Raw genomic sequence first — 20672 nt, 5'->3', positions numbered from 1 at the left:
TACTGTGAGGGTTTCCTTTTCCAATACTTTTTTCTAAGAAACCTTTTCAATTTCTTTTAACCAAAAGAAATTGATTATAAAAAACACCAAGATTCATCAACCATCAAGCACTCAAAACTTTAACAAAAGAAGAACGTTTGTTTCTTGTTCTAATTTAGTATTTTAGAAGGCAACAAAAAGAATGAGTTCGCTAACTTATTGGCCTCCAAAATATGAAACAAAAAAAAGAGCACTTTAGAATCGATTTTTATCCTTTGAACAAGTTTACTTTCAAGTCACATTGGCTGTCTTTTTTCTTATTGATTGTGTTATTGACAGTACCGCAACATCATTTTTCACAGAATAAAAAACCAAAAGTAGCTTTAGTTCTTAGTGGTGGCGGAGCCAAAGGAATTGCGCATATTCCTGTGATTCAAGCTCTCGATTCGCTGGGCATCGTACCTGATTTGGTTATTGGAACTAGTATGGGAAGTGTTGTGGGAGGATTATACGCCATGGGTTATTCCGGTGACAGTATTGCCAAAATTGCTAATAGTACTCGTTGGGACGAATTGTTAGGCGGAAAGGTTTCCCTAAACAACGTTAGCGTAGAGGAAATGGGCGAATTCAGTCGCTATTTAATAGACATCGATGTGAAAAATTACAAACCTGTCATTAAATCCTCCTTATTAAATGACCAAAATCTTAGAGAATTCATTTCGCTAATCACTTATCCCGCCTATAACGTTTCTAATTTCGACAAATTACCGATTCCATATCGAGCAGTAGCCACTGACATTTTGAATGGAAAAACAGTCATTCTTGGCGAAGGTTCCATTGGCTTAGCAATGAGAGCAAGTATGTCTATTCCAGGTGTATTCAAACCAGTACCTTACCAAAACACCATTTTGGTAGATGGCGGAATGCTAGACAATTTCCCCACTGATATTGCCAAAAATATGGGTGCCGATATCATTATTGGGAGCGATGTAGGAGACGATAAAGTAACTATTGAAAAACTAGAAAATCTTTCGACGCTTATTTTTCAATCGACTATGCTTACAAGTAATTTAAAGAATGAAAAAAACAAAAAACTCTGCGATATATTATTTAGCCATTATCCTAATTTAACTTATTCTACTGGTGATTTTAATGCCAGTAAAGAAATTTATAAAGAAGGCAAAGTTGCTACAAACCAAAACATCCGAGCCTTGGTAGCATTAGCCGAAAAACTAAAAACTTTCCCTACGACAAAACCGCAACTTCCTATTTTAGATAGAGCATTTGTATTAGACACTATTCTTTACAACAACTTTAGCGACGCTAATCTTGAATTAGTTAAAAAACGTGCTGGTATAGAAACAAACAACAAATATACTATTGAAGACATTGCCGAAGGAATTAGAAAAGCAATGGGAACTAATCTGTTCAATCAAATCAATTACACCACTTTTTCAAAAGACAACAAAACTCATCTACAACTCAACGCCTCTGAATATTACAAAAGCCAAATGAAAGCCTCGCTACATTTTGACACTTTTAGAGGCTTTGGCGCCATCATAAATTATACTGGAAGGAATTTATTAGGAGAGTCGTCTCGAATTTTAGTTACTGGTGATATTGCGCAACAACCTAGAATAAGATTGCAATACCAAAAAATATTTGGTCAAGAAAAAAATTGGTGGTGGCGCTCAGAAGCTTATGGTCAGCGCCTTACTCAAGATGTTTTTATACAACGTAAAAAAGCAGACAATCTCCAATTCAATGCCTTTCATTTTGAGAACCAAATCAATAGAAACATCAATTCTTTAAAAAACTATTTTGGCTTCGGACTCAACTATCATTATACCCATTTGCGCCCAAAAACAGATCCAGGCTTTAATACTATCTTCACGTTAAGAAGCTACTACCTCAACCAAATAGAAATGGATGTTCATTATCATACGGATAATTTAAACAAAGTATTTTTTGCCTCAACAGGTAACAAACTACAAGTAGCCTTATCTCGTTCGATTCGCCAAGATGTTGACATAAACTATGCCAACAATAGTGCTCAAAACTATAGCGGCAGCCTTAATCCCTTTACAAAATTCAACTTTAGCTACGAAAATAGAATTCCGATAAAAAATAAAGTTCTTATTATGGAAGCTAGTGCAGGGCTATTGTTTGAAGATAAAATACAATCTAATCAAATTTCTACCGCTCAGTTTGGATATGCATCTAAATACTTCATTGGAGGCTACACACCAAATCCTTTGAAAAACAGCGTAACATTTGCAGGTTTACAAGAAAACGAACTCAATGTCAGTCAATTCATAAAAGTAAACCTAAGTTTACAAACTAATCTTGCCTCCAAAATCTATTTAATCCCACATGTTGATGTTGCTGCTGTCGGCTTTCAAGACTTCAATGATTTCAAGAGAAATTTTTATGCACCAAAAGGAAAATGGCAAGATCAAGATGCCACAAGCATGTTACTGTCAAGCGGCGCTACCATTTCGTACAACACCTTTTTAGGACCTATCATTTTTGATACCTCTTGGGTGAACAATAATAAGATAAAATTGTTTTTCAGCATTGGATTATTATTCAATCCATCATAAAAAAGAAAAGCCTGTCAATTCTTGATTGACAGGCTTTGTAATAATTATAATCCTATTTCTTATGCTTCAAATGGAAGTACAGAAACGTATGATTTATTATCTTTTTTCTTTTGGAACTTCACAACTCCATCAACTTTAGCGTGTAAAGTATGATCTTTACTAATGTAAACATTAGCACCTGGATTGTGTTTAGAACCTCTTTGTCTTACGATGATGTTCCCAGCAATAGCAGCTTGACCACCAAAAATCTTAACGCCTAAACGTTTTGATTCTGATTCTCTACCATTCTTAGAACTACCGACACCTTTCTTGTGAGCCATGACGTATTGGTTTTAATATTGTTATTATTCTTTTGTATCTTCTTTTTTAGCTTTTGGAGCTTTTTTTACTTTAGGAGCTGGCGCTTCTTCAGTTGTAGCTTCAACAGCTGCTTTTTTTGGAGCTGCTTTTTTAGCTGTTCCAGATGCAGTAATACCTTCAATTACAATTTGAGTAAGATATTGTCTGTGACCATTTCTTTTTTTGTATCCTTTTCTTCTTTTCTTTTTGAAAACGATAACTTTATCTCCTTTTAAGTGTTGTAACACTTTAGCTTCTACTGAAGCACCTTCTATAGCTGGGGCGCCTAAAGTTACATTTCCATTATCGTCTAATAAAAGAACTTTGTCAAAAGAAACTTTTGAACCTTCTTCATTAGCCAAACGGTGAACATAAACCTTTAAGTCTTTGCTTACTTTAAATTGTTGCCCTGCTATCTCTACGATTGCATACATACCAAATTGATTTATTGATTTTTAAGGTTGCAAATATACAACTAAAAATTAATCCTGCAATCTAATGTCCAAAAAATATTTCAATCCCTATTACCCTCTGATTTTTAGGTCATTTACACTGTTTGAACTAATGTTAAAATCATGCAAAAACAAGATTCTATTTACAAGAACTCCTAAAATAAAGTACATTTGATGTAACATATTTTATGAAACCTAAACTAATGCAACAACAAAATTTTAATAATCTTTATGAAAAAAACAATAATGGCTTTGAGTAGCGTATTGATGCTTGGAGGCGTTGCCTCGGCTCAAAAAGTAGCGTTTGAAGAGTACGACTTAGACAATGGAATGCATGTCATTTTACACCAAGACCCGTCTGCTCCTGTAGCAATCACTTCAGTAATGTACCACGTAGGTTCTAAAGATGAAAGACCAGACCGTACTGGTTTTGCTCACTTTTTTGAGCATTTGTTATTTGAAGGAACCGAAAACATCAAACGTGGAGAATGGTTCAAGATTGTAACTGCCAACGGAGGTGTAAACAACGCTAATACTTCAGACGATAGAACCTATTATTATGAAGTTTTTCCATCAAACAATTTAGAATTAGCCCTTTGGATGGAATCCGAAAGATTATTGCATCCAGTAATCAACAAAATTGGTGTAGATACACAAAACGAGGTAGTAAAAGAGGAAAAAAGAACCCGAATGGACAACCAACCTTATGGTAGATTTCAAGCGGTAGTAAAAGAAAACCTGTTCAAAAAACACCCTTACCGTTGGGCAACAATCGGTTCTATGGAACATTTAGACGCTGCCACTTTAGAAGAATTTCAAGCGTTCAACAAAAAATTCTATATCCCAAACAATGCTGTTTTGGTAGTAGCTGGCGATTTCAAAAAAGACCAAGCCAAAAAATGGATTGCACAGTATTTTGGAACAATTCCTAAAGGAGCTCCAATTAAAAGAGAACAATTCATCGAAGAACCTATAACCGAAACTATAAAAGCTAGATTTGAAGACAACAACATTCAAATTCCAGCTATTGTTGCGGCTTACAGAACGCCTTCAATGAAAACTAGAGATGCACGCGTTTTAGACCTTATTTCTTCTTATTTAAGCGATGGTAAAAGCTCTAAATTGTACAAGAAAATTGTAGACGACAAAAAAATTGCACTACAAGTAGGTGCTTTTAGCAACAGTCAAGAAGATTACGGAATGTATATTTTGTATGGTTTACCAATGGGACAAAATTCCCCAACAGATATCTTAAAAGAAATTGATGAAGAAATAACAAAATTGCAAACCGAATTAATTTCTGAGAAAGATTATCAAAAACTGCAAAACAAGTTCGACAACAATTTTGTGAGCTCTAATGCTTCTATTGAGGGAATTGCTGAAAATTTGGCTAGCTATTATTTATTGTATGGTGATATCAACCTAATCAATACAGAAATAGAAATGATTCACTCTATCACAAGAGAAGAAATTAGAGACGTTGCCAAAAAGTATTTAAACCCAAATCAACGATTAGTTTTAGATTACGTACCAGCAGCAGAAAAGGCAAAATAACAAGATATGAACATTATGAAAAATATAAGCATCCTCTTAACCCTATTCTTAGTAACAGGAATTATGCAAGCGCAAAACAGACCACAACCCAAACCAGGAGCTTCTCCGATGGTTCAAATCAAGAAGCCACAAAGCTTTGTCCTAAAAAATGGACTAAAAGTGATGGTCGTAGAAAACCACAAACTTCCTCGCGTTTCTTTTAATCTAACTTTAGACAACCCTCCTTTTGCCGAAGGAAATAAAAAAGGAGTAGATGATTTAACTAGTAGCCTAGTAGGTAACGGAAGTCAAAAAACTCCAAAAGATGTATTCAATGAAGAAATTGATTTCTTAGGAGCTAATATCAACTTCTCTTCTCAAGGCGCTTCCGCAAGTGCACTATCTAAATATTCTGGACGTGTTTTAGAATTGTTAGCCGAAGGTTCTTTGTTTCCGCTTTTCACACAAGAAGAATTCGACAAAGACAAAGCGAAAATGATTGAAGGATTAAAAGCCAATGAGAAAAGTGTAGCCGCAATTTCTAGCCGAGTTGTTGATGTACTTGCTTTTGGCAAAAATCATCCTTCTGGTGAATACGTTTCTGAAGAGACTTTAAAAAACGTAACACTTGCTGATGTTCAAAGCAACTACGCTACTCGTTTTGTACCAGAAAACGCTTATTTGGTAATCATTGGAGACGTAAAATTCAAAGAAACCAAAGCTGCTGTTGAAAAACTATTTGGTGCTTGGGAGAAAAAAACCATTACCAAAGAAAACTATACCGCTAATCCAAACGTAGGTCAATTACAAATCAACATAGTAGATGTACCAAATGCTGTACAATCCGAAATTTCGTTGGTCAACACCTTGAATCTAAAAATGAATGACCCAGATTTTTTCCCAGCAGTGATTGCTAATCAAATTTTGGGTGGTGATTTCAATTCGTATTTGAATATGAATTTGAGAGAAAAACACGCTTGGACTTACGGCGCACGTTCTGAAATTGGTAGCGGAAAATATGTAACCAAATTTGTAGCTAATTCTGCTGTTCGAAATGCCGTTACTGATAGTGCTGTGGTTGAATTCATCAAAGAAATCAAAAAAATCAGAACCGAGAAAGTGGATGCCGAAGTCTTGAAAAACGTAAAAGCAGGATACATTGGTCGTTTTGTAATGCAAGTTCAAAAACCACAAGCCGTGGCACGCTACGCTTTAAATATCGAGACAGAACAATTGCCTGCCGATTTTTACGAAAAATACATTCAAACCATCAATGCTGTAACACCTGATGATATTCAACGCGTAGCTAATAAATACTTCTTATTAGACAACACCAGAATCGTAATCGTTGGTAAAGCAAGTGAGATAACACCTGGTTTAGAAAAACTAAAATTGCCATTGTTCTTTTTTGACAAATATGGCAATCCAGTAGAAAAACCAGTAACCAAAAAAGAAATTCCAGCTGGAGTTACCGCCAAAAGTGTTTTAGAAAACTACATCAAAGCTATTGGTGGAGACAAAGCTGTGGCCAATGTAAAAACCATCGCTATGACTGGTTCTACAACCATTCCACAAGCACCTTCTCCATTAAGCTTTACTTCAAAAATTGACAGCAAAGGAAAGATGATGGTAGAATTGGCGATGGGAGCTATGAGCTTGATGAAACAAGTAGTAAACGAAAAAGGAGCCTATGCCATTCAACAAGGACAACGCAGAGATTTCACTGGCAAAGACTTAGACGCTATGAAAGCTAGCGCAACAACATTTGAAGAAGTAACTTTACTAAAAAAAGCAGACATTACTCTTTCAGGTATCGAAACCATCAATGGTAAAGATGCTTACGGAATCAAAGACGGCAAAACAACTTATTTCTATGACACCACAACAGGTCTAAAAGTAGCCGAATCTAAAGTTTTAGAACAAGGAGGTCAAAGTATGACGCAAACCACCAATTATGGCGATTATAGAGAAGTAAAAGGCGTAAAAGTTCCTTTCAACATCATCCAAAATGTAGGTTTTGAATTAGACATTAAAATGTCTGATGTAAAAATCAACGAAGGCGTAACCGATGCCGATTTTCAATAATCACAACTTAAATTAAAACAAAAAGACTGCTCTCATCGGCAGTCTTTTTTCGTTTATACTATTTTGGGCGTGACCCCATTTACCAAAAGAGGCATATGACTAGCGCGCTATACGCCTCTTTTGGCAACTGCGGTCGGGCTATACGCGTTACTTTGGTAACTAGCTTCTATCCCTCACGCAAACCCGTTACAAAACACTTATTTTCTGGCCGATAAATATACCCCAACCAAAACAATAAAAGCTCCAAAAAGCTGCACAGGCGTTAATAACTCTTGGTCTAACATTCCCCAAAAGAAAGCTACCACTGGAATCAAATACGTAACCGAAGTCGCAAAAACAGGCGACGAAATCTGAATGAGTTTAAAGAAAATGATATTGGCAATACCCGTCCCCAACACTCCCAAAATCAAAATATACAACACCGATTCTTGAACTTCCGCCCCATAAGTAATAGCGAAAAAATCAGTACTGTATAACACCGCTAAAGCTGGAAAAAGCAAAACCAAAAAATTACCCGTTGTAATACTCAACGGAGGCAAATCCGATAAATACTTTTTTATCAAATTGACATTTGTAGCATAGCAAATCGAAGCAATCAAAACCAAAAAAGCATAATAATAATTTTGATTGGGATGATGTACCGCGCCATTCCAAATCAACAAAGCGCTACCCACTAAACCAATCAATACTCCAAAAATTTGATTGCGTCTAAAATCCAAACTGAAGAAAAGTGCTCCAATCAACAAAGTATTCAAAGGCGTTAAGGAATTGAGAATAGAACTTATGGAACTATCTATTTGCGTTTGCGCAATAGCAAACAAATACGCAGGAATAAACGTTCCAAACAAAGAAGTCAAAGCAATGTATTTCCATTGATGATGCGGAATTTTCACTAAACTTCTAAAACCAATCACCAACAAAAAAAGTGCAGCAAAAATAATACGCAACGACCCCAACTGAAAAGCCGTTAAGCCTACCAATCCTTTTTTGATTAATATGAAAGAACTCCCCCATATAAGAGATAAAAGCAGCAAATAGCCCCATTTGATTTGTTTTGATATCATCTATTTTATTTTGGTTCAAAATTGTAATTATTTTGGGAATATTTAGATGCTTTTTTAATTAATTTTGCCTCAATCAACAATTGCAAATAACATAACTATGAATATTACAAAAACAATAACAGCTATAGCCATTATCGGCCTAGCAGTGGTAAGCTGTAAACACGAGGAAAAATCTACTGAAGTAGCAACAAAAGAAACAAAAACTGAAGTAGTAAAAAAACCAATTGCAGCAGCAAATGTACAAACCGCAAGTTTCGAAATCACAGGAATGACTTGTGCTGTTGGATGCACAAAAACTATCGAGAAAAAATTAGCAGAATCTGAAGGGGTAGAAAAAGCTACTGTTGATTTTGACAAAAAGTTAGCTACTGTATCTTTTGACAAAACGGTTCAAAACCCAACGTCCCTAACTCAAGTAATTGAAGGCGTTGCCGATGGGAAAACCTATAAAGTGGTAAATACTAAGTCATAGGTAGAAAAATTCTTAAACTAAAAAGCATTCGCCATAAACGAATGCTTTTTTTATATGTATTCTTTAAACCAAGAGACAATCTATCATTTAGGATGTACAACTAACGAATGCTATCGTGTGCGTGTGTTGGTATATTATCATTCCACAAAGTCAAAATATCAGTTGCTACTGCTGCACCACTTCCTGCAGCGATTGCCAATTGACTTCTCCAACCCGCTAGTGTACCTATAACATAAATCCCTTCCGCTACTTTGTGGTCTGTGTTTCGCAATTGTATGCGTTGCTTTTCGGGCAATGCTTTTTTATGAGGCTCGACATAGTGCATCAAACCTTCAATAGCAAACGTGTTTGAGGACCCAATACCAACAATAAGGTTTCGGGTTGTATAAGAATTTTTATTAGTGATTACTTTAAATTCAGGGTAGTCGCCCTCAATTTTCAATACTTTTTCTTCAGGAATCTGAGTAATGTGCGGATAAACAGTTACTAAATGTAAGTTACTTTGCTTTAATAATTCACTGCCTAAAGTTCCAGGTGGAATTCCATAAGCATTATTAAATAAGGCTTCTTGTAAAGAAGAGGATTTTTGATGAGTGAAAATGCCAATTTTCTTAGTTGACACAAAAGGTTTATTTTGAGCTGAACCCAATACTAAAGCACAAGACATTCCAGAAACACCACCTCCAATAATTAGAACATCAAACATCTAAATGTTGTCGTTCATTTTTTCTTCAATTTTTTTAGATATTCTAAAAATAAGAAGGATTAAAATTGCACAAAATGAGGCTCCAACTCCAATAAGTGCAACACCACTGTTGCCTTTGAAGGGCTCTGAAAAATCCAATAAAGTAATATTAAAAACAATTAAAGCAGCAGCTAAGAAAATTAAAACAGTAGTAAAGATTTTCATGGTATTCATCAATTAATTTTTTAATACCTTATAACTTTAGATACAATCAAAAGGCATTAAAACTATTCAAGGGGGTAAATTTATAAAATTTTACTTTAGGCAAACAAACCTTTAACATTAGCAGCAAATAATTTAACAGCAATAGCTAAAAGCACTACTCCAAAAGTTTTTCGCACTACGCCAAGTCCGTTTTTTCCCAACATTTTTTCGATTTTACCTGAAGATTTCAAAACAATATAAACCAAAATAATGTTTAAAATAATTCCAATCAAAATGTTGATAGTATGAAATTGAGAACGAAGAGATAACAGTGTCGTCATCGTTCCCGCACCAGCAATTAAAGGAAAAGCAATCGGGACAATAGAAGCAGAATTTGCTTCTTCATCTCTATAAAGATGTATGCCAAGAATCATTTCTAATGCCAAAAAGAATAATACAAATGAACCCGCAACAGCAAATGAGTGAACATCTATTCCAATTAGGCTCAAAAATTCTTTACCAATAAAAAGAAAAACAATCATTATTAAGCCAGCAACAAGCGAAGCTTTTTCAGACTCAATATGTCCGTGTTTGGCTCTAAGATTAATGATAATTGGAATCGAACCCACAATATCAATAACCGCAAATAGTACCATTCCTACAGTTGCTACCTCTCTTAAGTTGAATTCTAACATACTTTTTTTGTTGACAAAGGTAAAACATTGAGCAGATTTTTAATACTTTGTTGCAATAAATCGAGGTTTTTTAATATTTTTTTATCAAATAACACGCTAAGTTCATCAGTTTTCCTCAGATTTGATAGTTATCAAAAATAGCCCAAAATCGAATCTTCCTCTTTTTTATTGATTACAACCGTTAAAGAAGACGCAAACTTTAATAGACTCCACTAGATTGACTAACTTTGCAGCAAAATTAAAAGTAGCACATATCCATGTTTCAATTAGGAAAAACCATCGTATCCGAAGATATACTCGAAAAAGAATTTGTATGTAATTTATCTGCTTGCAAAGGCGCTTGTTGTGTTGACGGTGATGCTGGTGCACCTTTGAGTCTTGAGGAAACTAAAATACTTGAAACCATCTATCCTAAAGTAAAACCTTTTTTACGCAAACAAGGAATCCAAGCAATAGAAGCCCAAGGCACCTGGATAAAAGGAACGGATGGCGATTTAGAAACACCATTAATCGACAATAAAGATTGTGCTTATGTTATTTTTGATGGAGCTACAGCACTTTGCGGTATCGAACAAGCCTACAACCAGGGAATAGTTGACTGGAAAAAACCAGTTTCTTGCCATTTGTACCCTATAAGAGTGAAAGATTTTAGTGATTTCGCTGCCGTCAATTACGACAAATGGGATATTTGTGACGATGCCTGTTCACTTGGAAAAGAATTAGAAGTTCCGGTGTATAAATTTGTCAAAGAAGCACTCATTAGAAGGTTTGGAGAAGACTGGTATATGGAGCTCGAAAAAGTAGCAAATGATTTAAAAAAATAAATCCAAAAAATATTATTTTTCACTTGCACAGCAGTTTAAAAATCCTATATTTTACGGCACTTTAGCTGAATTTGTATTTTACAAATAACTACAAATCAGCAAGTTAAAAAATGCCGGTTTATTATTTTGAAAATCACCCTTTGTTAAAAACTAGGGGCGATTGTGAATAAGTTTGACTTTTTAAACACACAATATTTCACAATCTTTGTAATCCACAGATGGATTAAAATTCTCTTAAAAAATCAAAAAAAAAGAAACAATAAAAATGTCACAATTAGAACCAATTTTACAAGAAAATAAAAATCGTTTCGTGATTTTTCCTATCAAGCATCATGATATTTGGGAATGGTATAAGAAAATGGAAGCTAGTTTTTGGACTGCGGAAGAAATTGACTTATCACAAGACCTTAATGATTGGAACAACAGGCTAAATGAGGATGAAAAATACTTTATCAAACACATTTTAGCTTTTTTTGCTGCTTCTGATGGAATTGTAAATGAAAATCTAGCTGAAAACTTTGTAAACGAAGTACAATATGCAGAAGCTAAATTTTTCTATGGTTTTCAAATTATGATGGAGAACATTCATAGCGAAACCTATTCTTTATTGATTGATACTTATGTAAAAGATGAATCTGAGAAAAACGAATTATTTACCGCTATCGAAGTATTCCCTGCCATCAAGAAAAAAGCTGATTGGGCGTTAAAATGGATTGAATCTGATTCATTTGCAGAGCGATTAATTGCTTTTGCCGCTGTTGAAGGGATTTTCTTTTCAGGAAGTTTTTGTTCTATTTTTTGGTTAAAAAAACGTGGCTTAATGCCAGGATTGACTTTTTCTAACGAGTTGATTTCTCGTGATGAAGGAGTTCACTGTGATTTCGCGGTGCATTTACATAATCACCATTTGATTAATAAAGTACCTAAAGAGCGAATAAGAGAAATTTTAGTTGACGCATTAAATATTGAAAGAGAGTTTATCACTGAATCACTTCCAGTAAGTTTGATTGGAATGAATGCAGGATTAATGACACAATATTTAGAATTCGTAACCGACCGTTTGTTGGTTGAGTTAGGTTGCGAAAGAGAATACAATACCACAAATCCTTTTGATTTCATGGACATGATTTCATTACAAGGAAAAACCAATTTCTTTGAGAAAAAAGTAGCAGAATATCAGAAAGCGGGCGTAATGAACACAGATAGTGACGCGCAGAAGATTTCATTCGACGCTGATTTTTAAAAAAGTTAAGTAGTATCGTTTAGTAATTAGAAGTAACTAGTTCTTTTTATTACCTATTAAATTTTGTCCTTCAATTGGGCACAGATTTTTATGGTGATAAGGAATCATTTACCTCTAACGAATCAATACATTCTAGGGATTAGTTTCCCAATTCAATTATTACAAATACCCTAAAATAGCAAAGGGATTTGCTGTTTTTTAAAACCAAAACTTATGTACGTAGTAAAAAGAGATGGCCATAAAGAGCCGGTAATGTTCGACAAAATCACAGATAGAATTAAAAAACTGTGCTATGGTTTGAATGATTTAGTAGATGCTGTAAAAGTGGCTATGAGAGTAATCGAAGGCCTTTATGATGGTGTATCTACTTCTGAATTAGACAACTTAGCAGCCGAAACAGCTGCATCTATGACTATTGCGCATCCTGATTATGCTCAACTAGCTGCTCGTATTGCTATTTCTAATTTACATAAAAACACTAATAAATCGTTCTCTGAAACGATGAATGAAATGTATCACTATGTGAATCCTAGAAACGGACAAGAAGCTCCACTACTTTCTGATGAAGTTCATAAAGTAATTATGGAAAATGCCGAATTCCTAAATTCACATATCATTTATAACCGTGATTTTAACTATGACTATTTTGGTTTTAAAACATTAGAGCGTTCGTATCTTTTAAAAATAAATGGTAAAATCGTAGAGCGTCCACAACATATGTTGATGCGTGTTGCCGTAGGTATTCACCTTAATGACCTTGAGGCAGTAATTGAAACTTACGACTTGATGTCTAAAAAATTCTTTACGCACGCTACACCAACTTTATTTAATGCTGGAACACCAAAACCTCAAATGTCTTCTTGTTTCCTTTTGGCAATGCAGGACGATAGTATTGACGGAATTTATGACACATTAAAACAAACGGCTAAAATTTCGCAATCTGCTGGAGGAATTGGACTTTCTATTCATAATGTAAGAGCTACTGGTTCTTATATCAGAGGCACCAACGGAACATCAAACGGAATTGTTCCTATGTTGCGTGTATTCAACGATACTGCTCGTTATGTAGACCAAGGTGGAGGAAAACGTAAAGGTAGTTTTGCAATTTATATCGAAACTTGGCATGCTGACATCTTTGAATTTTTGGATTTAAAGAAAAACACAGGAAAAGAAGAAATGCGTGCTAGAGATTTATTCTTTGCAATGTGGACTTCAGATTTATTCATGAAACGCGTGCAAGAAGATGGGAATTGGACTTTAATGTGCCCAAATGAGTGTCCAGGTTTGTATGATGTATACGGAGAAGAGTTCGAAACGATGTATACTGATTATGAAAATCGTGGTAAAGGAAGAAAAACGATAAAAGCTCGCGAATTATGGGAGAAAATTCTTGAATCTCAAATTGAGACAGGAACACCGTATATGCTCTATAAAGATGCTGCAAATCGCAAATCGAATCAAAAAAATCTTGGTACGATTCGTTCCTCTAACTTGTGCACCGAAATTATGGAGTACACTTCAAAAGATGAAATTGCGGTATGTAACCTTGCTTCTATTTCATTACCAATGTTTGTTGAAAACGGAAAATTCAATCATGAATTAATGTTCAAAGTAACCAAACGTGTAACCAGAAATTTAAATAAAGTAATCGACAGAAATTACTATCCTGTAAAAGAAGCTCAAAATTCAAATATGCGCCACCGTCCAGTTGGATTGGGAGTACAAGGATTAGCAGATGCTTTTATCTTACTTAGAATGCCTTTTACAAGCGATGAAGCAAAGAAATTGAATCAAGAAATTTTCGAAACACTCTACTTTGCAGCTGTTACCGCTTCTATGGAAATGGCTAAAGAGGAAGGTCCATATTCGACCTTTGAAGGTTCTCCAATTTCTCAAGGAGAGTTCCAACACAATCTTTGGGGATTGAAAGACGAAGAATTATCTGGAAGATGGGATTGGGCGTCTTTAAGAAAAGAAGTTATGCAACATGGTGTTAGAAATTCACTATTGGTTGCGCCTATGCCAACAGCATCCACTTCACAAATTCTAGGAAATAACGAAGCATTTGAACCATACACCTCTAATATTTACACAAGACGTGTACTTTCTGGAGAGTTCATCGTTGTTAACAAACATTTACTACATGACCTTGTAGAACGTGGTTTATGGAATGAAACGTTGAAACAAGAAATCATGAGAAATAATGGTTCTGTTCAAAACATCGATACCATTCCTCAAGATTTAAAAGAATTGTACAAAACAGTTTGGGAAATGTCTATGAAAGACATTATTGATATGTCCCGTCAAAGAGGTTATTTTATTGACCAATCACAGTCACTGAACTTGTTCATGCAAGATGCTAATTATTCAAAATTAACTTCTATGCATTTCTATGCTTGGCAATCAGGACTAAAAACAGGAATGTACTATTTGAGAACCAAAGCAGCAGTAGATGCTATTAAGTTCACGTTGAATAATGACAAAAAAGAAGAGACAATTCCAGAAAGTAAACCTAAAGCAAGACCCCTTGAAGCGGTTGAAATCGAAACAGTAGAAATGACTCCTGAAGAATACAGAGCCATGATTGAATTGGCCAAAAACGCAGGACCAGATGACTGCGAAATGTGTGGGTCTTAATTAAGTTAAAGAGGTTGCCATTTTAGGCAACCTCTTTTTTTTTCAAAAATTCTTAAAATAATACCCATCCTTACAAACATTCATTTATTTGCTTAAATTTGTTATCATAAAAAATAGCTAATCATGGAGATTAAGGATTTTTCAAAATATAGTAATGCTGAAAAAATTGTTTTCGCAGAACAATTATGGGATAGTATTGCTAAAAACGAATTAGAAATCTCTGATGAAATACAAAAAGAGTTGGATATACGACTTCGAAATTTAGAAGATGGCAAATCTGAATTGTATTCATGGGAGGCCGTAAAAGCGCATTTGAAAACGATTAGATAATGCGTGATATTCAATTTACAAAAGAAGCATTATTTGATATTGAGGCCGCTGTTTTATGGTATGAAGAACAGAGAACGGGTCTTTCTTATGATTTTGAATTGTGTCTTGAAGCAGGAATTGATGCAATTTTGAGAAACCCAGAAGCTTTCCAAAAGAAATATAAAGATATTAAAATCCGATTTATTTCAAGATTCCCTTATGGAATTCATTATACATACAAAGATAATAAGATTATAGTTATTGCTGTTTTTCACACCTCTCGCTCTCCAAAAAACTGGTCAAAAAGACTTGGTTTATAAGTTAAACCTTTTAACATTCCAATCCCTTTGAGTTTATTATATTTCACGGACCGAAGTAATGTCCTCCTTGAAGATGTTGTCTTTAATGAAGCCGTTTCACAACAAATTAATCAATTTTTGAAAGAGTATCAATTTCGAAAAGTACTCGAAAAATATGATTTACCAGTAGCCAATAAAATGTTGCTTTATGGCAAAACAGGTTGTGGAAAAACGATGACTGCCAAAGCCATTGCTAAAAAATTAGATAAAAAACTCATTATTGTCAACCTTTCTAGAATTGTTTCGTCTAAACTAGGAGAAACCTCTAAAAATATAGAAGGTTTATTTAAAGAAGTACAGTACGAAAGTGCCGTATTGTTTTTTGACGAGTTCGATTCTTTAGGGCAAATTAGGGATTATGACAACAAAGACAATACAGAGATGAAACGCGTGGTCAATTCCATTATTCAGTTGATTGATAGTTTTCCGAGTCGCTCTGTTTTTATCGCTGCAACCAATCAAATCCAAATGATAGATGAGGCCTTAGTGCGTCGCTTCGAATTGCAACTCGAGTTTACTGCACCCAACGCTGCCGTTTTAGATACTTATTATAACACCTTACTTCAAAAGTATCCACTTCAATTCCAAAAAATGGAACGCTTGTACGACATTACTTTTGCTGAAGCTAAAAACCATTTGCTCCAATCAGTGAAAAACAATGTGATTCAAGACGCTATTGCGAATCATCCTCAGGATTTATCCGAATAGAAATATATAACCAATCGTATTTGTATATTTGACAACTAATCATGCACAAAATAAAATGAACTGGGAACAACTATTATCATTAAAACGTCAAGGCGACACAGGAAAGCGTTTGAGAATCGAACAAGATGAAACTCGTCTAGGGTTTGAAGTAGATTATGACAGAATCATTTTTTCGTCTGCTTTTAGAAGTTTACAAGACAAAACTCAGGTAATTCCATTGTCTAAAACCGATTTTGTGCACACTCGTTTAACACATAGTCTAGAGGTTTCAGTGGTAGGACGTTCTTTAGGAAGATTAGTTGGAAAAAAAATAATTGAAAAATATCCCTACTTACAAGATATTCACGGCTATCAGATGAATGATTTTGGAGCCATTGTTGCTGCGGCTTCTCTCGCTCACGACATTGGAAATCCCCCATTTGGACATTCTGGCGAAAAAGCTATTGGGGAGTATTTTTCAATTGGAAAAGGGCAACAATATAAAAATCAATTGAGTCCTAAGCAGTGGCAAGATTTGGTAGATTTTGAAGGTAATGCTAATGGCTTTTCGGTATTGAATAGTTCTCGTCCAGGAGTCGAAGGTGGAATTCGTTTATCGTTTGCTACTTTAGGTGCTTTTATGAAATATCCAAAAGAGAGTTTGCCAAAAAAGCCTACCAAAAATATTGCTGATAAAAAATATGGTTTCTTTCAAACCGATAAAGATTTTTTTCAAGAAGTAGCTTTAGAAATGGGAATGATTCCCAACAAAAAAAATCCAGATATTGGCTTCGAAAGACATCCATTGGCGTATTTGGTCGAAGCTGCTGATGATATCTGTTATACAATTATTGATTTTGAAGACGGAATCAATTTGGGATTAATTTCGGAAGATTTTGCACTAGAATATTTAATTAAGTTGGTAAAAGATAGTATTGATTCTTCTAAATACAAAACATTAGAAACTAAAGAAGACAGAATTAGCTATTTGCGCGCCTTGGCAATAGGAAGTTTAATAAATGATGCTGTAAAAGTCTTTATCGAGAACGAGAACCACATTCTTGCTGGTAATTTTCCATTCGCTTTAATGGATAAAAGCAAATACAAAGCACAAATGGATGATATCATCAAAATTAGTGTCAAGAATATTTATCAGAGTAGAGAAGTGATTGAAAAAGAATTGGTGGGCTATCAAATTATCCAAACCCTTTTGGATAAATTTATTGTTGCTTTCAATAACAAATTTGAAGGTAAGGCTTCCAATTACGACCAACTTATTTTAAAAATGCTTCCAGAAAAGCACCATCTCGAAAAAGAAAATTTATACGAACGCTTATTACACATCTGCCATTATATTTCGATGTTGACAGATGGGAATGCCTTACTGATTTATAAAACACTTACGGCTGCAAAAAATTAACAAGTGTTATAGAGTTGCTTTTTTTGCATTTGTTATTAATGAGATTGTTGTTATAATGTTGTTAATGAAACAAAAAAAACATTGCATTCTGGAAGTTATAAACAATTAGTTGAGTATTGAAAATTCATTTTAAAAACAAAAAGATCCGCCTTACAACGGATCTTTTTGTTTTTAAAACTCATAAACAATACCTACTCCCAAGACTTGCTTTAATTGAACTTTTGGCCCCTCAGTGATTTGAACACCGTTTTCTTCTCTTTTAGATTTAATATCATCGTCATAAATTAATTGTGAACCAATATTAGCTTTGACATATTTATTAACTACAAGTTCTAACTGAAGATTCCAATCTATATCAACGTTACCAAATCTATTAATATAATCCGAGTACAAACTCAATCTGTTATCCAGATGAATGTTTTTAAAAATTTCCTTTTTAATTTGGCTTGAAAAAAGAAAACCCAGCTCTGATCTCGATCGTTTCCCTTTTTGTATAAGTACTCCATTCGTATCATAAATGGCTGCATCAACTCCAAAAGCTCCCTGATCTGCTAATGTTTGATCTAAAACTAAAGTTGTTTTTGATGTAAATGGAGAGATGTAATAAGAGTAATTCTTTTTTTTATCAATCTTTTCAGCTCCCAAACCTATGAATACATAGGCAGGTGCAAAAGCTCTAGAAATAGCCACTTCTTTATTTGGATAAGAGTAACCAGCTGTAAATTGAGTATTAAAATTAAATTTTGCCGAGTAATACCAATTGGTCAAGGTATCCTTTCGATAACCAAAAGTGGAGTTAATCAAAACCGCATCATCTGTTTTTCGCAATTCAATTCCATCTTGTTTATTGAGACCATAGCGAAAGATCAATTCATTTTGCCATTTATAATTTTCTCTGGTGTAGACTCTTATGAAATTTCCTTTTACTAATCCAGATATAGAGCTTGTACCCCCTGCATTCCAGTTTACAAAAGCAATTTGAGTAATATCAAAACCTAGCTTATTTTTTTTTATCCAGTTTGAAATTCCTAATGTATTCACAGAAGTTTTTCTAATAGTTGGTGCTTTTATAGGGGGCAATGACGTTGGAATTACAAAAGGCCTGAAAGTAGGCCCAGCAGTTGGAGTCAATAGAATAATAGAATCGTTTGTAACTTCTGGTATTGGTGTGGTTTCTTGTGCAAAAGTTTGAAAAGAAAAACTAAAGAAAAATAATAAAAGTGGTATTGATAAAAATTTCATTATTGGCGTTTTAATAAATGCAAATTAACTGATTTTGAAGGTTGAAAAAAACTGCTTCAAGCTTTTAACGTCAATTTTGCATGCGTATTGTAATTCGTTTATAGTGGCTTGTTCAATAAAAGTATCCGGGATTCCTAGTGTTTTAATTATTTTCTGATAGTTATGAAAAGCAGAAAACTCAAGTATGGCTGAACCAAAACCTCCAGTTACCACTCCATCTTCTATCGTAATTATCGTTTCAAATTGTTCAAAAATAGTATGCAAAAGTATTTCGTCTAATGGTTTTACAAAGCCAAAATGATAATGAGCAAAAAACGTCTTATTGTCTAAATCTTCAATTGCTTTTGTTACATTATTTCCAATAGTCCCAGTTGAAAGCACAGCAATTTTTGTGCCTTTATTTTGACAATTTGCTTTTCCGATAAGGATTTTTTTGTAAGGCGACTTCCAATCTACAAATTCACCTCTGCCTCTTGGATAGCGAATGGCTATGGGTTGGTCGATACCTAATTGTACAGTATATAAGATGTTTTGCAGTTCTATTTCGTTCAACGGGGCATAAATCATCAAATTCGGAATGCATCTCAAATAGGCTAAATCAAAAACACCATGATGTGTAGCGCCATCTTCGCCAACCAATCCCGCTCTATCCAAACAAAAAACAACAGGCAATTTTTGGAGAGCTACATCATGAATAAGCTGATCGTAAGCCCTTTGCAAAAAAGTAGAATAGATATTACAATAAACTATCATCCCTTGAGTCGCCATTCCTGCTGCTAATGTGACTGCATGTTGTTCAGCAATACCTACATCAAATGCGCGTTTTGGAAGTTCATCCATCATAAATTTTAGAGAACTACCAGAAGGCATCGCTGGTGTTATTCCGATGATTTTTTCATTCTTTCGAGCTAAATCTAAAAGTGTTAAACCAAAAACATCTTGATATTTTGGAGGCAAGTTAGCTTCTGATTTGGGAAGTAAATCTCCTGTCTCTGCATTAAACTTGCCAGGCGCATGGTATTGAACCTGATTTTCTTCAGCTTGTTGTAGTCCTTTACCTTTGGTGGTAATAACATGAAGGAATTTAGGTCCTTTTACGTTTTTTAAGCGTTTTAATTCTTTGATAACAGCAGGAAGATCATGACCATCAATTGGACCTGAATAGTCGAAATTCAGGGATTTAATCATATTATTTTGTCGATGGTTTTTCCCTTCTTTTACAGCTGTAAGATACTCTTTTAAGGCTCCAACACTGGGATCGATTCCTATGGCATTGTCGTTTAAAATGACCAACAAATTCGCATCAGTCACACCTGCATGATTGAGTCCTTCAAAGGCCATTCCTGAAGCGATTGAAGCATCGCCAATTACGGCAATATGTTGTTTTTCGAAATCTCCTTTTAAGTTGGAAGCAATCGCCATTCCTAATGCTGCGGAAATTGAGGTCGATGAGTGGCCAACACCAAAGGCATCATAAATACTCTCGCTTCTTTTTGGAAATCCAGAAAGACCATTGAGCTGTCTGTTGGTATGAAAACTATTTTTCCTTTCCGTTAAAATTTTATGCCCATAGGCTTGATGACCTACATCCCAAATTAATAAATCATTTGGTGTATCAAATACATAATGCAAAGCAATGGTCAATTCAACCACGCCAAGACTGGCGCCAAGATGCCCCTCTTTTACTGCCACAATATTGATTATAAAATCGCGTAATTCTTGAGCCAAAAGAGGAAGTTGCGCTTCATTTAGTAAGCGTAAATCCTTTGGATTGTTGATATGTTCGAGTAAGTTGGTTTTCATTTATAATCAAAAAGCGAATTTACGGTTTTGTTTTTTA

General features: G+C 34.6%; 19 protein-coding genes. 11 read left to right on the top strand and 8 right to left on the bottom strand.

Annotation, left to right across the window (positions count from 1 at the left end):
* The first annotated feature begins 212 nt into the window (after nucleotides 1-212).
* Complete coding sequence (locus tag FLAVO9AF_RS09480) at nucleotides 213-2582, top strand: patatin-like phospholipase family protein (protein WP_159687548.1); 2370 nt, start codon at nucleotides 213-215, stop codon at nucleotides 2580-2582.
* 59 nt (nucleotides 2583-2641) lie between these two features.
* On the opposite strand, the gene rpmA is transcribed toward FLAVO9AF_RS09480, so the two are convergent.
* Nucleotides 2642-2902: a 50S ribosomal protein L27 gene (gene rpmA, locus FLAVO9AF_RS09475; RefSeq protein ID WP_159687546.1), complete on the bottom strand. Its 261-nt coding sequence runs from the start codon at nucleotides 2900-2902 to the stop codon at nucleotides 2642-2644.
* A 24-nt stretch (nucleotides 2903-2926) separates the two neighbouring features.
* Complete coding sequence (rplU, locus tag FLAVO9AF_RS09470) at nucleotides 2927-3355, bottom strand: 50S ribosomal protein L21 (protein ID WP_159687544.1); 429 nt, start codon at nucleotides 3353-3355, stop codon at nucleotides 2927-2929.
* A 249-nt stretch (nucleotides 3356-3604) separates the two neighbouring features.
* Between rplU and FLAVO9AF_RS09465 the strand changes: the two genes are divergently transcribed.
* Together FLAVO9AF_RS09465 and FLAVO9AF_RS09460 are read left to right on the top strand one after the other, a co-directional pair.
* Nucleotides 3605-4927, top strand: a complete 1323-nt coding sequence (locus tag FLAVO9AF_RS09465) for a pitrilysin family protein (protein ID WP_159687542.1) — start codon at nucleotides 3605-3607, stop codon at nucleotides 4925-4927.
* A gap of 15 nt (nucleotides 4928-4942) precedes the next feature.
* On the top strand, nucleotides 4943-6991 hold the full coding sequence (locus tag FLAVO9AF_RS09460; protein ID WP_236552306.1) for an insulinase family protein: 2049 nt from the start codon (nucleotides 4943-4945) through the stop codon (nucleotides 6989-6991).
* 197 nt (nucleotides 6992-7188) lie between these two features.
* Here FLAVO9AF_RS09460 and FLAVO9AF_RS09455 read toward each other — a convergent pair whose 3' ends face one another.
* Nucleotides 7189-8055: a DMT family transporter gene (locus tag FLAVO9AF_RS09455; protein WP_159687540.1), complete on the bottom strand. Its 867-nt coding sequence runs from the start codon at nucleotides 8053-8055 to the stop codon at nucleotides 7189-7191.
* A 97-nt stretch (nucleotides 8056-8152) separates the two neighbouring features.
* Here FLAVO9AF_RS09455 and FLAVO9AF_RS09450 point away from each other — a divergent pair, with 97 nt between their 5' ends.
* Nucleotides 8153-8527 carry a heavy-metal-associated domain-containing protein gene (locus tag FLAVO9AF_RS09450; protein ID WP_159687538.1) on the top strand — a complete coding sequence of 125 codons (375 nt, stop codon included), beginning with the start codon at nucleotides 8153-8155 and terminating at the stop codon, nucleotides 8525-8527.
* Nucleotides 8528-8627: 100 nt separating this feature from the next.
* Here FLAVO9AF_RS09450 and FLAVO9AF_RS09445 read toward each other — a convergent pair whose 3' ends face one another.
* From FLAVO9AF_RS09445 to FLAVO9AF_RS09435, 3 genes are all read right to left on the bottom strand, one after another.
* Nucleotides 8628-9233, bottom strand: a complete 606-nt coding sequence (locus tag FLAVO9AF_RS09445; RefSeq protein ID WP_159687536.1) for an FAD-dependent oxidoreductase — start codon at nucleotides 9231-9233, stop codon at nucleotides 8628-8630.
* Complete coding sequence (locus FLAVO9AF_RS09440) at nucleotides 9234-9437, bottom strand: hypothetical protein (RefSeq protein WP_159691019.1); 204 nt, start codon at nucleotides 9435-9437, stop codon at nucleotides 9234-9236. It lies immediately after the preceding gene.
* A 95-nt stretch (nucleotides 9438-9532) separates the two neighbouring features.
* Nucleotides 9533-10111, bottom strand: coding sequence for a MarC family protein (locus FLAVO9AF_RS09435; RefSeq protein ID WP_159687534.1), 579 nt, complete (start codon nucleotides 10109-10111; stop codon nucleotides 9533-9535).
* A gap of 257 nt (nucleotides 10112-10368) precedes the next feature.
* Between FLAVO9AF_RS09435 and FLAVO9AF_RS09430 the strand changes: the two genes are divergently transcribed.
* The 7 genes from FLAVO9AF_RS09430 to FLAVO9AF_RS09400 all read left to right on the top strand — a co-directional run bounded on the left by FLAVO9AF_RS09430 (nucleotide 10369) and on the right by FLAVO9AF_RS09400 (nucleotide 17590).
* Nucleotides 10369-10935, top strand: coding sequence for a DUF3109 family protein (locus FLAVO9AF_RS09430; RefSeq protein WP_159687531.1), 567 nt, complete (start codon nucleotides 10369-10371; stop codon nucleotides 10933-10935).
* 265 nt (nucleotides 10936-11200) lie between these two features.
* Nucleotides 11201-12178 (top strand): ribonucleotide-diphosphate reductase subunit beta, encoded by a 978-nt coding sequence (locus tag FLAVO9AF_RS09425; RefSeq protein WP_159687528.1) that lies wholly within the window; start codon nucleotides 11201-11203, stop codon nucleotides 12176-12178.
* A gap of 213 nt (nucleotides 12179-12391) precedes the next feature.
* Nucleotides 12392-14815 (top strand): ribonucleoside-diphosphate reductase subunit alpha, encoded by a 2424-nt coding sequence (locus FLAVO9AF_RS09420; RefSeq protein ID WP_159687526.1) that lies wholly within the window; start codon nucleotides 12392-12394, stop codon nucleotides 14813-14815.
* A gap of 123 nt (nucleotides 14816-14938) precedes the next feature.
* Nucleotides 14939-15145 (top strand): addiction module protein, encoded by a 207-nt coding sequence (locus FLAVO9AF_RS09415; RefSeq protein ID WP_159687523.1) that lies wholly within the window; start codon nucleotides 14939-14941, stop codon nucleotides 15143-15145.
* Complete coding sequence (locus tag FLAVO9AF_RS09410; protein WP_159687520.1) at nucleotides 15145-15444, top strand: type II toxin-antitoxin system RelE/ParE family toxin; 300 nt, start codon at nucleotides 15145-15147, stop codon at nucleotides 15442-15444. Before FLAVO9AF_RS09415 ends, FLAVO9AF_RS09410 begins: the two co-directional genes overlap by 1 nt.
* Nucleotides 15445-15471: 27 nt before the next feature.
* Nucleotides 15472-16191 carry an AAA family ATPase gene (locus tag FLAVO9AF_RS09405; protein WP_159687518.1) on the top strand — a complete coding sequence of 240 codons (720 nt, stop codon included), beginning with the start codon at nucleotides 15472-15474 and terminating at the stop codon, nucleotides 16189-16191.
* 55 nt (nucleotides 16192-16246) lie between these two features.
* On the top strand, nucleotides 16247-17590 hold the full coding sequence (locus FLAVO9AF_RS09400) for a deoxyguanosinetriphosphate triphosphohydrolase (RefSeq protein WP_159687515.1): 1344 nt from the start codon (nucleotides 16247-16249) through the stop codon (nucleotides 17588-17590).
* 171 nt (nucleotides 17591-17761) lie between these two features.
* On the opposite strand, the gene FLAVO9AF_RS09395 is transcribed toward FLAVO9AF_RS09400, so the two are convergent.
* Both FLAVO9AF_RS09395 and FLAVO9AF_RS09390 read right to left on the bottom strand, forming a co-directional pair.
* Nucleotides 17762-18832 carry a DUF3078 domain-containing protein gene (locus tag FLAVO9AF_RS09395; protein ID WP_159687512.1) on the bottom strand — a complete coding sequence of 357 codons (1071 nt, stop codon included), beginning with the start codon at nucleotides 18830-18832 and terminating at the stop codon, nucleotides 17762-17764.
* A gap of 24 nt (nucleotides 18833-18856) precedes the next feature.
* A complete protein-coding gene (locus FLAVO9AF_RS09390) occupies nucleotides 18857-20635 on the bottom strand; it encodes a 1-deoxy-D-xylulose-5-phosphate synthase (protein ID WP_159687510.1) in 1779 nt (592 codons plus the stop codon).
* Nucleotides 20636-20672: the final 37 nt, after the last annotated feature.

Source organism: Flavobacterium sp. 9R (assembly GCF_902506345.1).
GTDB lineage: Bacteria > Bacteroidota > Bacteroidia > Flavobacteriales > Flavobacteriaceae > Flavobacterium.
The sequence above is the reverse complement of the archived record's forward strand: the minus strand, read 5'-3'. Positions and strand labels throughout refer to the sequence as shown.

Excerpts from the sequence above, each read along its gene's own strand:
- FLAVO9AF_RS09440 (WP_159691019.1), bottom strand. The coding sequence starts at position 9,437 with ATGAAAATCTTTACTACTGTTTTAATTTTCTTAGCTGCTGCTTTAATT.
- FLAVO9AF_RS09460 (WP_236552306.1), top strand. The coding sequence starts at position 4,943 with ATGAAAAATATAAGCATCCTCTTAACCCTATTCTTAGTAACAGGAATT.
- FLAVO9AF_RS09410 (WP_159687520.1), top strand. The coding sequence starts at position 15,145 with ATGCGTGATATTCAATTTACAAAAGAAGCATTATTTGATATTGAGGCC.
- FLAVO9AF_RS09395 (WP_159687512.1), bottom strand. The coding sequence starts at position 18,832 with ATGAAATTTTTATCAATACCACTTTTATTATTTTTCTTTAGTTTTTCT.
- FLAVO9AF_RS09400 (WP_159687515.1), top strand. The coding sequence starts at position 16,247 with ATGAACTGGGAACAACTATTATCATTAAAACGTCAAGGCGACACAGGA.
- FLAVO9AF_RS09425 (WP_159687528.1), top strand. The coding sequence starts at position 11,201 with ATGTCACAATTAGAACCAATTTTACAAGAAAATAAAAATCGTTTCGTG.
- FLAVO9AF_RS09435 (WP_159687534.1), bottom strand. The coding sequence starts at position 10,111 with ATGTTAGAATTCAACTTAAGAGAGGTAGCAACTGTAGGAATGGTACTA.
- FLAVO9AF_RS09390 (WP_159687510.1), bottom strand. The coding sequence starts at position 20,635 with ATGAAAACCAACTTACTCGAACATATCAACAATCCAAAGGATTTACGC.
- FLAVO9AF_RS09455 (WP_159687540.1), bottom strand. The coding sequence starts at position 8,055 with ATGATATCAAAACAAATCAAATGGGGCTATTTGCTGCTTTTATCTCTT.
- FLAVO9AF_RS09445 (WP_159687536.1), bottom strand. The coding sequence starts at position 9,233 with ATGTTTGATGTTCTAATTATTGGAGGTGGTGTTTCTGGAATGTCTTGT.
- rpmA (WP_159687546.1), bottom strand. The coding sequence starts at position 2,902 with ATGGCTCACAAGAAAGGTGTCGGTAGTTCTAAGAATGGTAGAGAATCA.
- FLAVO9AF_RS09430 (WP_159687531.1), top strand. The coding sequence starts at position 10,369 with ATGTTTCAATTAGGAAAAACCATCGTATCCGAAGATATACTCGAAAAA.
- rplU (WP_159687544.1), bottom strand. The coding sequence starts at position 3,355 with ATGTATGCAATCGTAGAGATAGCAGGGCAACAATTTAAAGTAAGCAAA.
- FLAVO9AF_RS09465 (WP_159687542.1), top strand. The coding sequence starts at position 3,605 with ATGAAAAAAACAATAATGGCTTTGAGTAGCGTATTGATGCTTGGAGGC.
- FLAVO9AF_RS09480 (WP_159687548.1), top strand. The coding sequence starts at position 213 with ATGAAACAAAAAAAAGAGCACTTTAGAATCGATTTTTATCCTTTGAAC.
- FLAVO9AF_RS09450 (WP_159687538.1), top strand. The coding sequence starts at position 8,153 with ATGAATATTACAAAAACAATAACAGCTATAGCCATTATCGGCCTAGCA.
- FLAVO9AF_RS09420 (WP_159687526.1), top strand. The coding sequence starts at position 12,392 with ATGTACGTAGTAAAAAGAGATGGCCATAAAGAGCCGGTAATGTTCGAC.
- FLAVO9AF_RS09415 (WP_159687523.1), top strand. The coding sequence starts at position 14,939 with ATGGAGATTAAGGATTTTTCAAAATATAGTAATGCTGAAAAAATTGTT.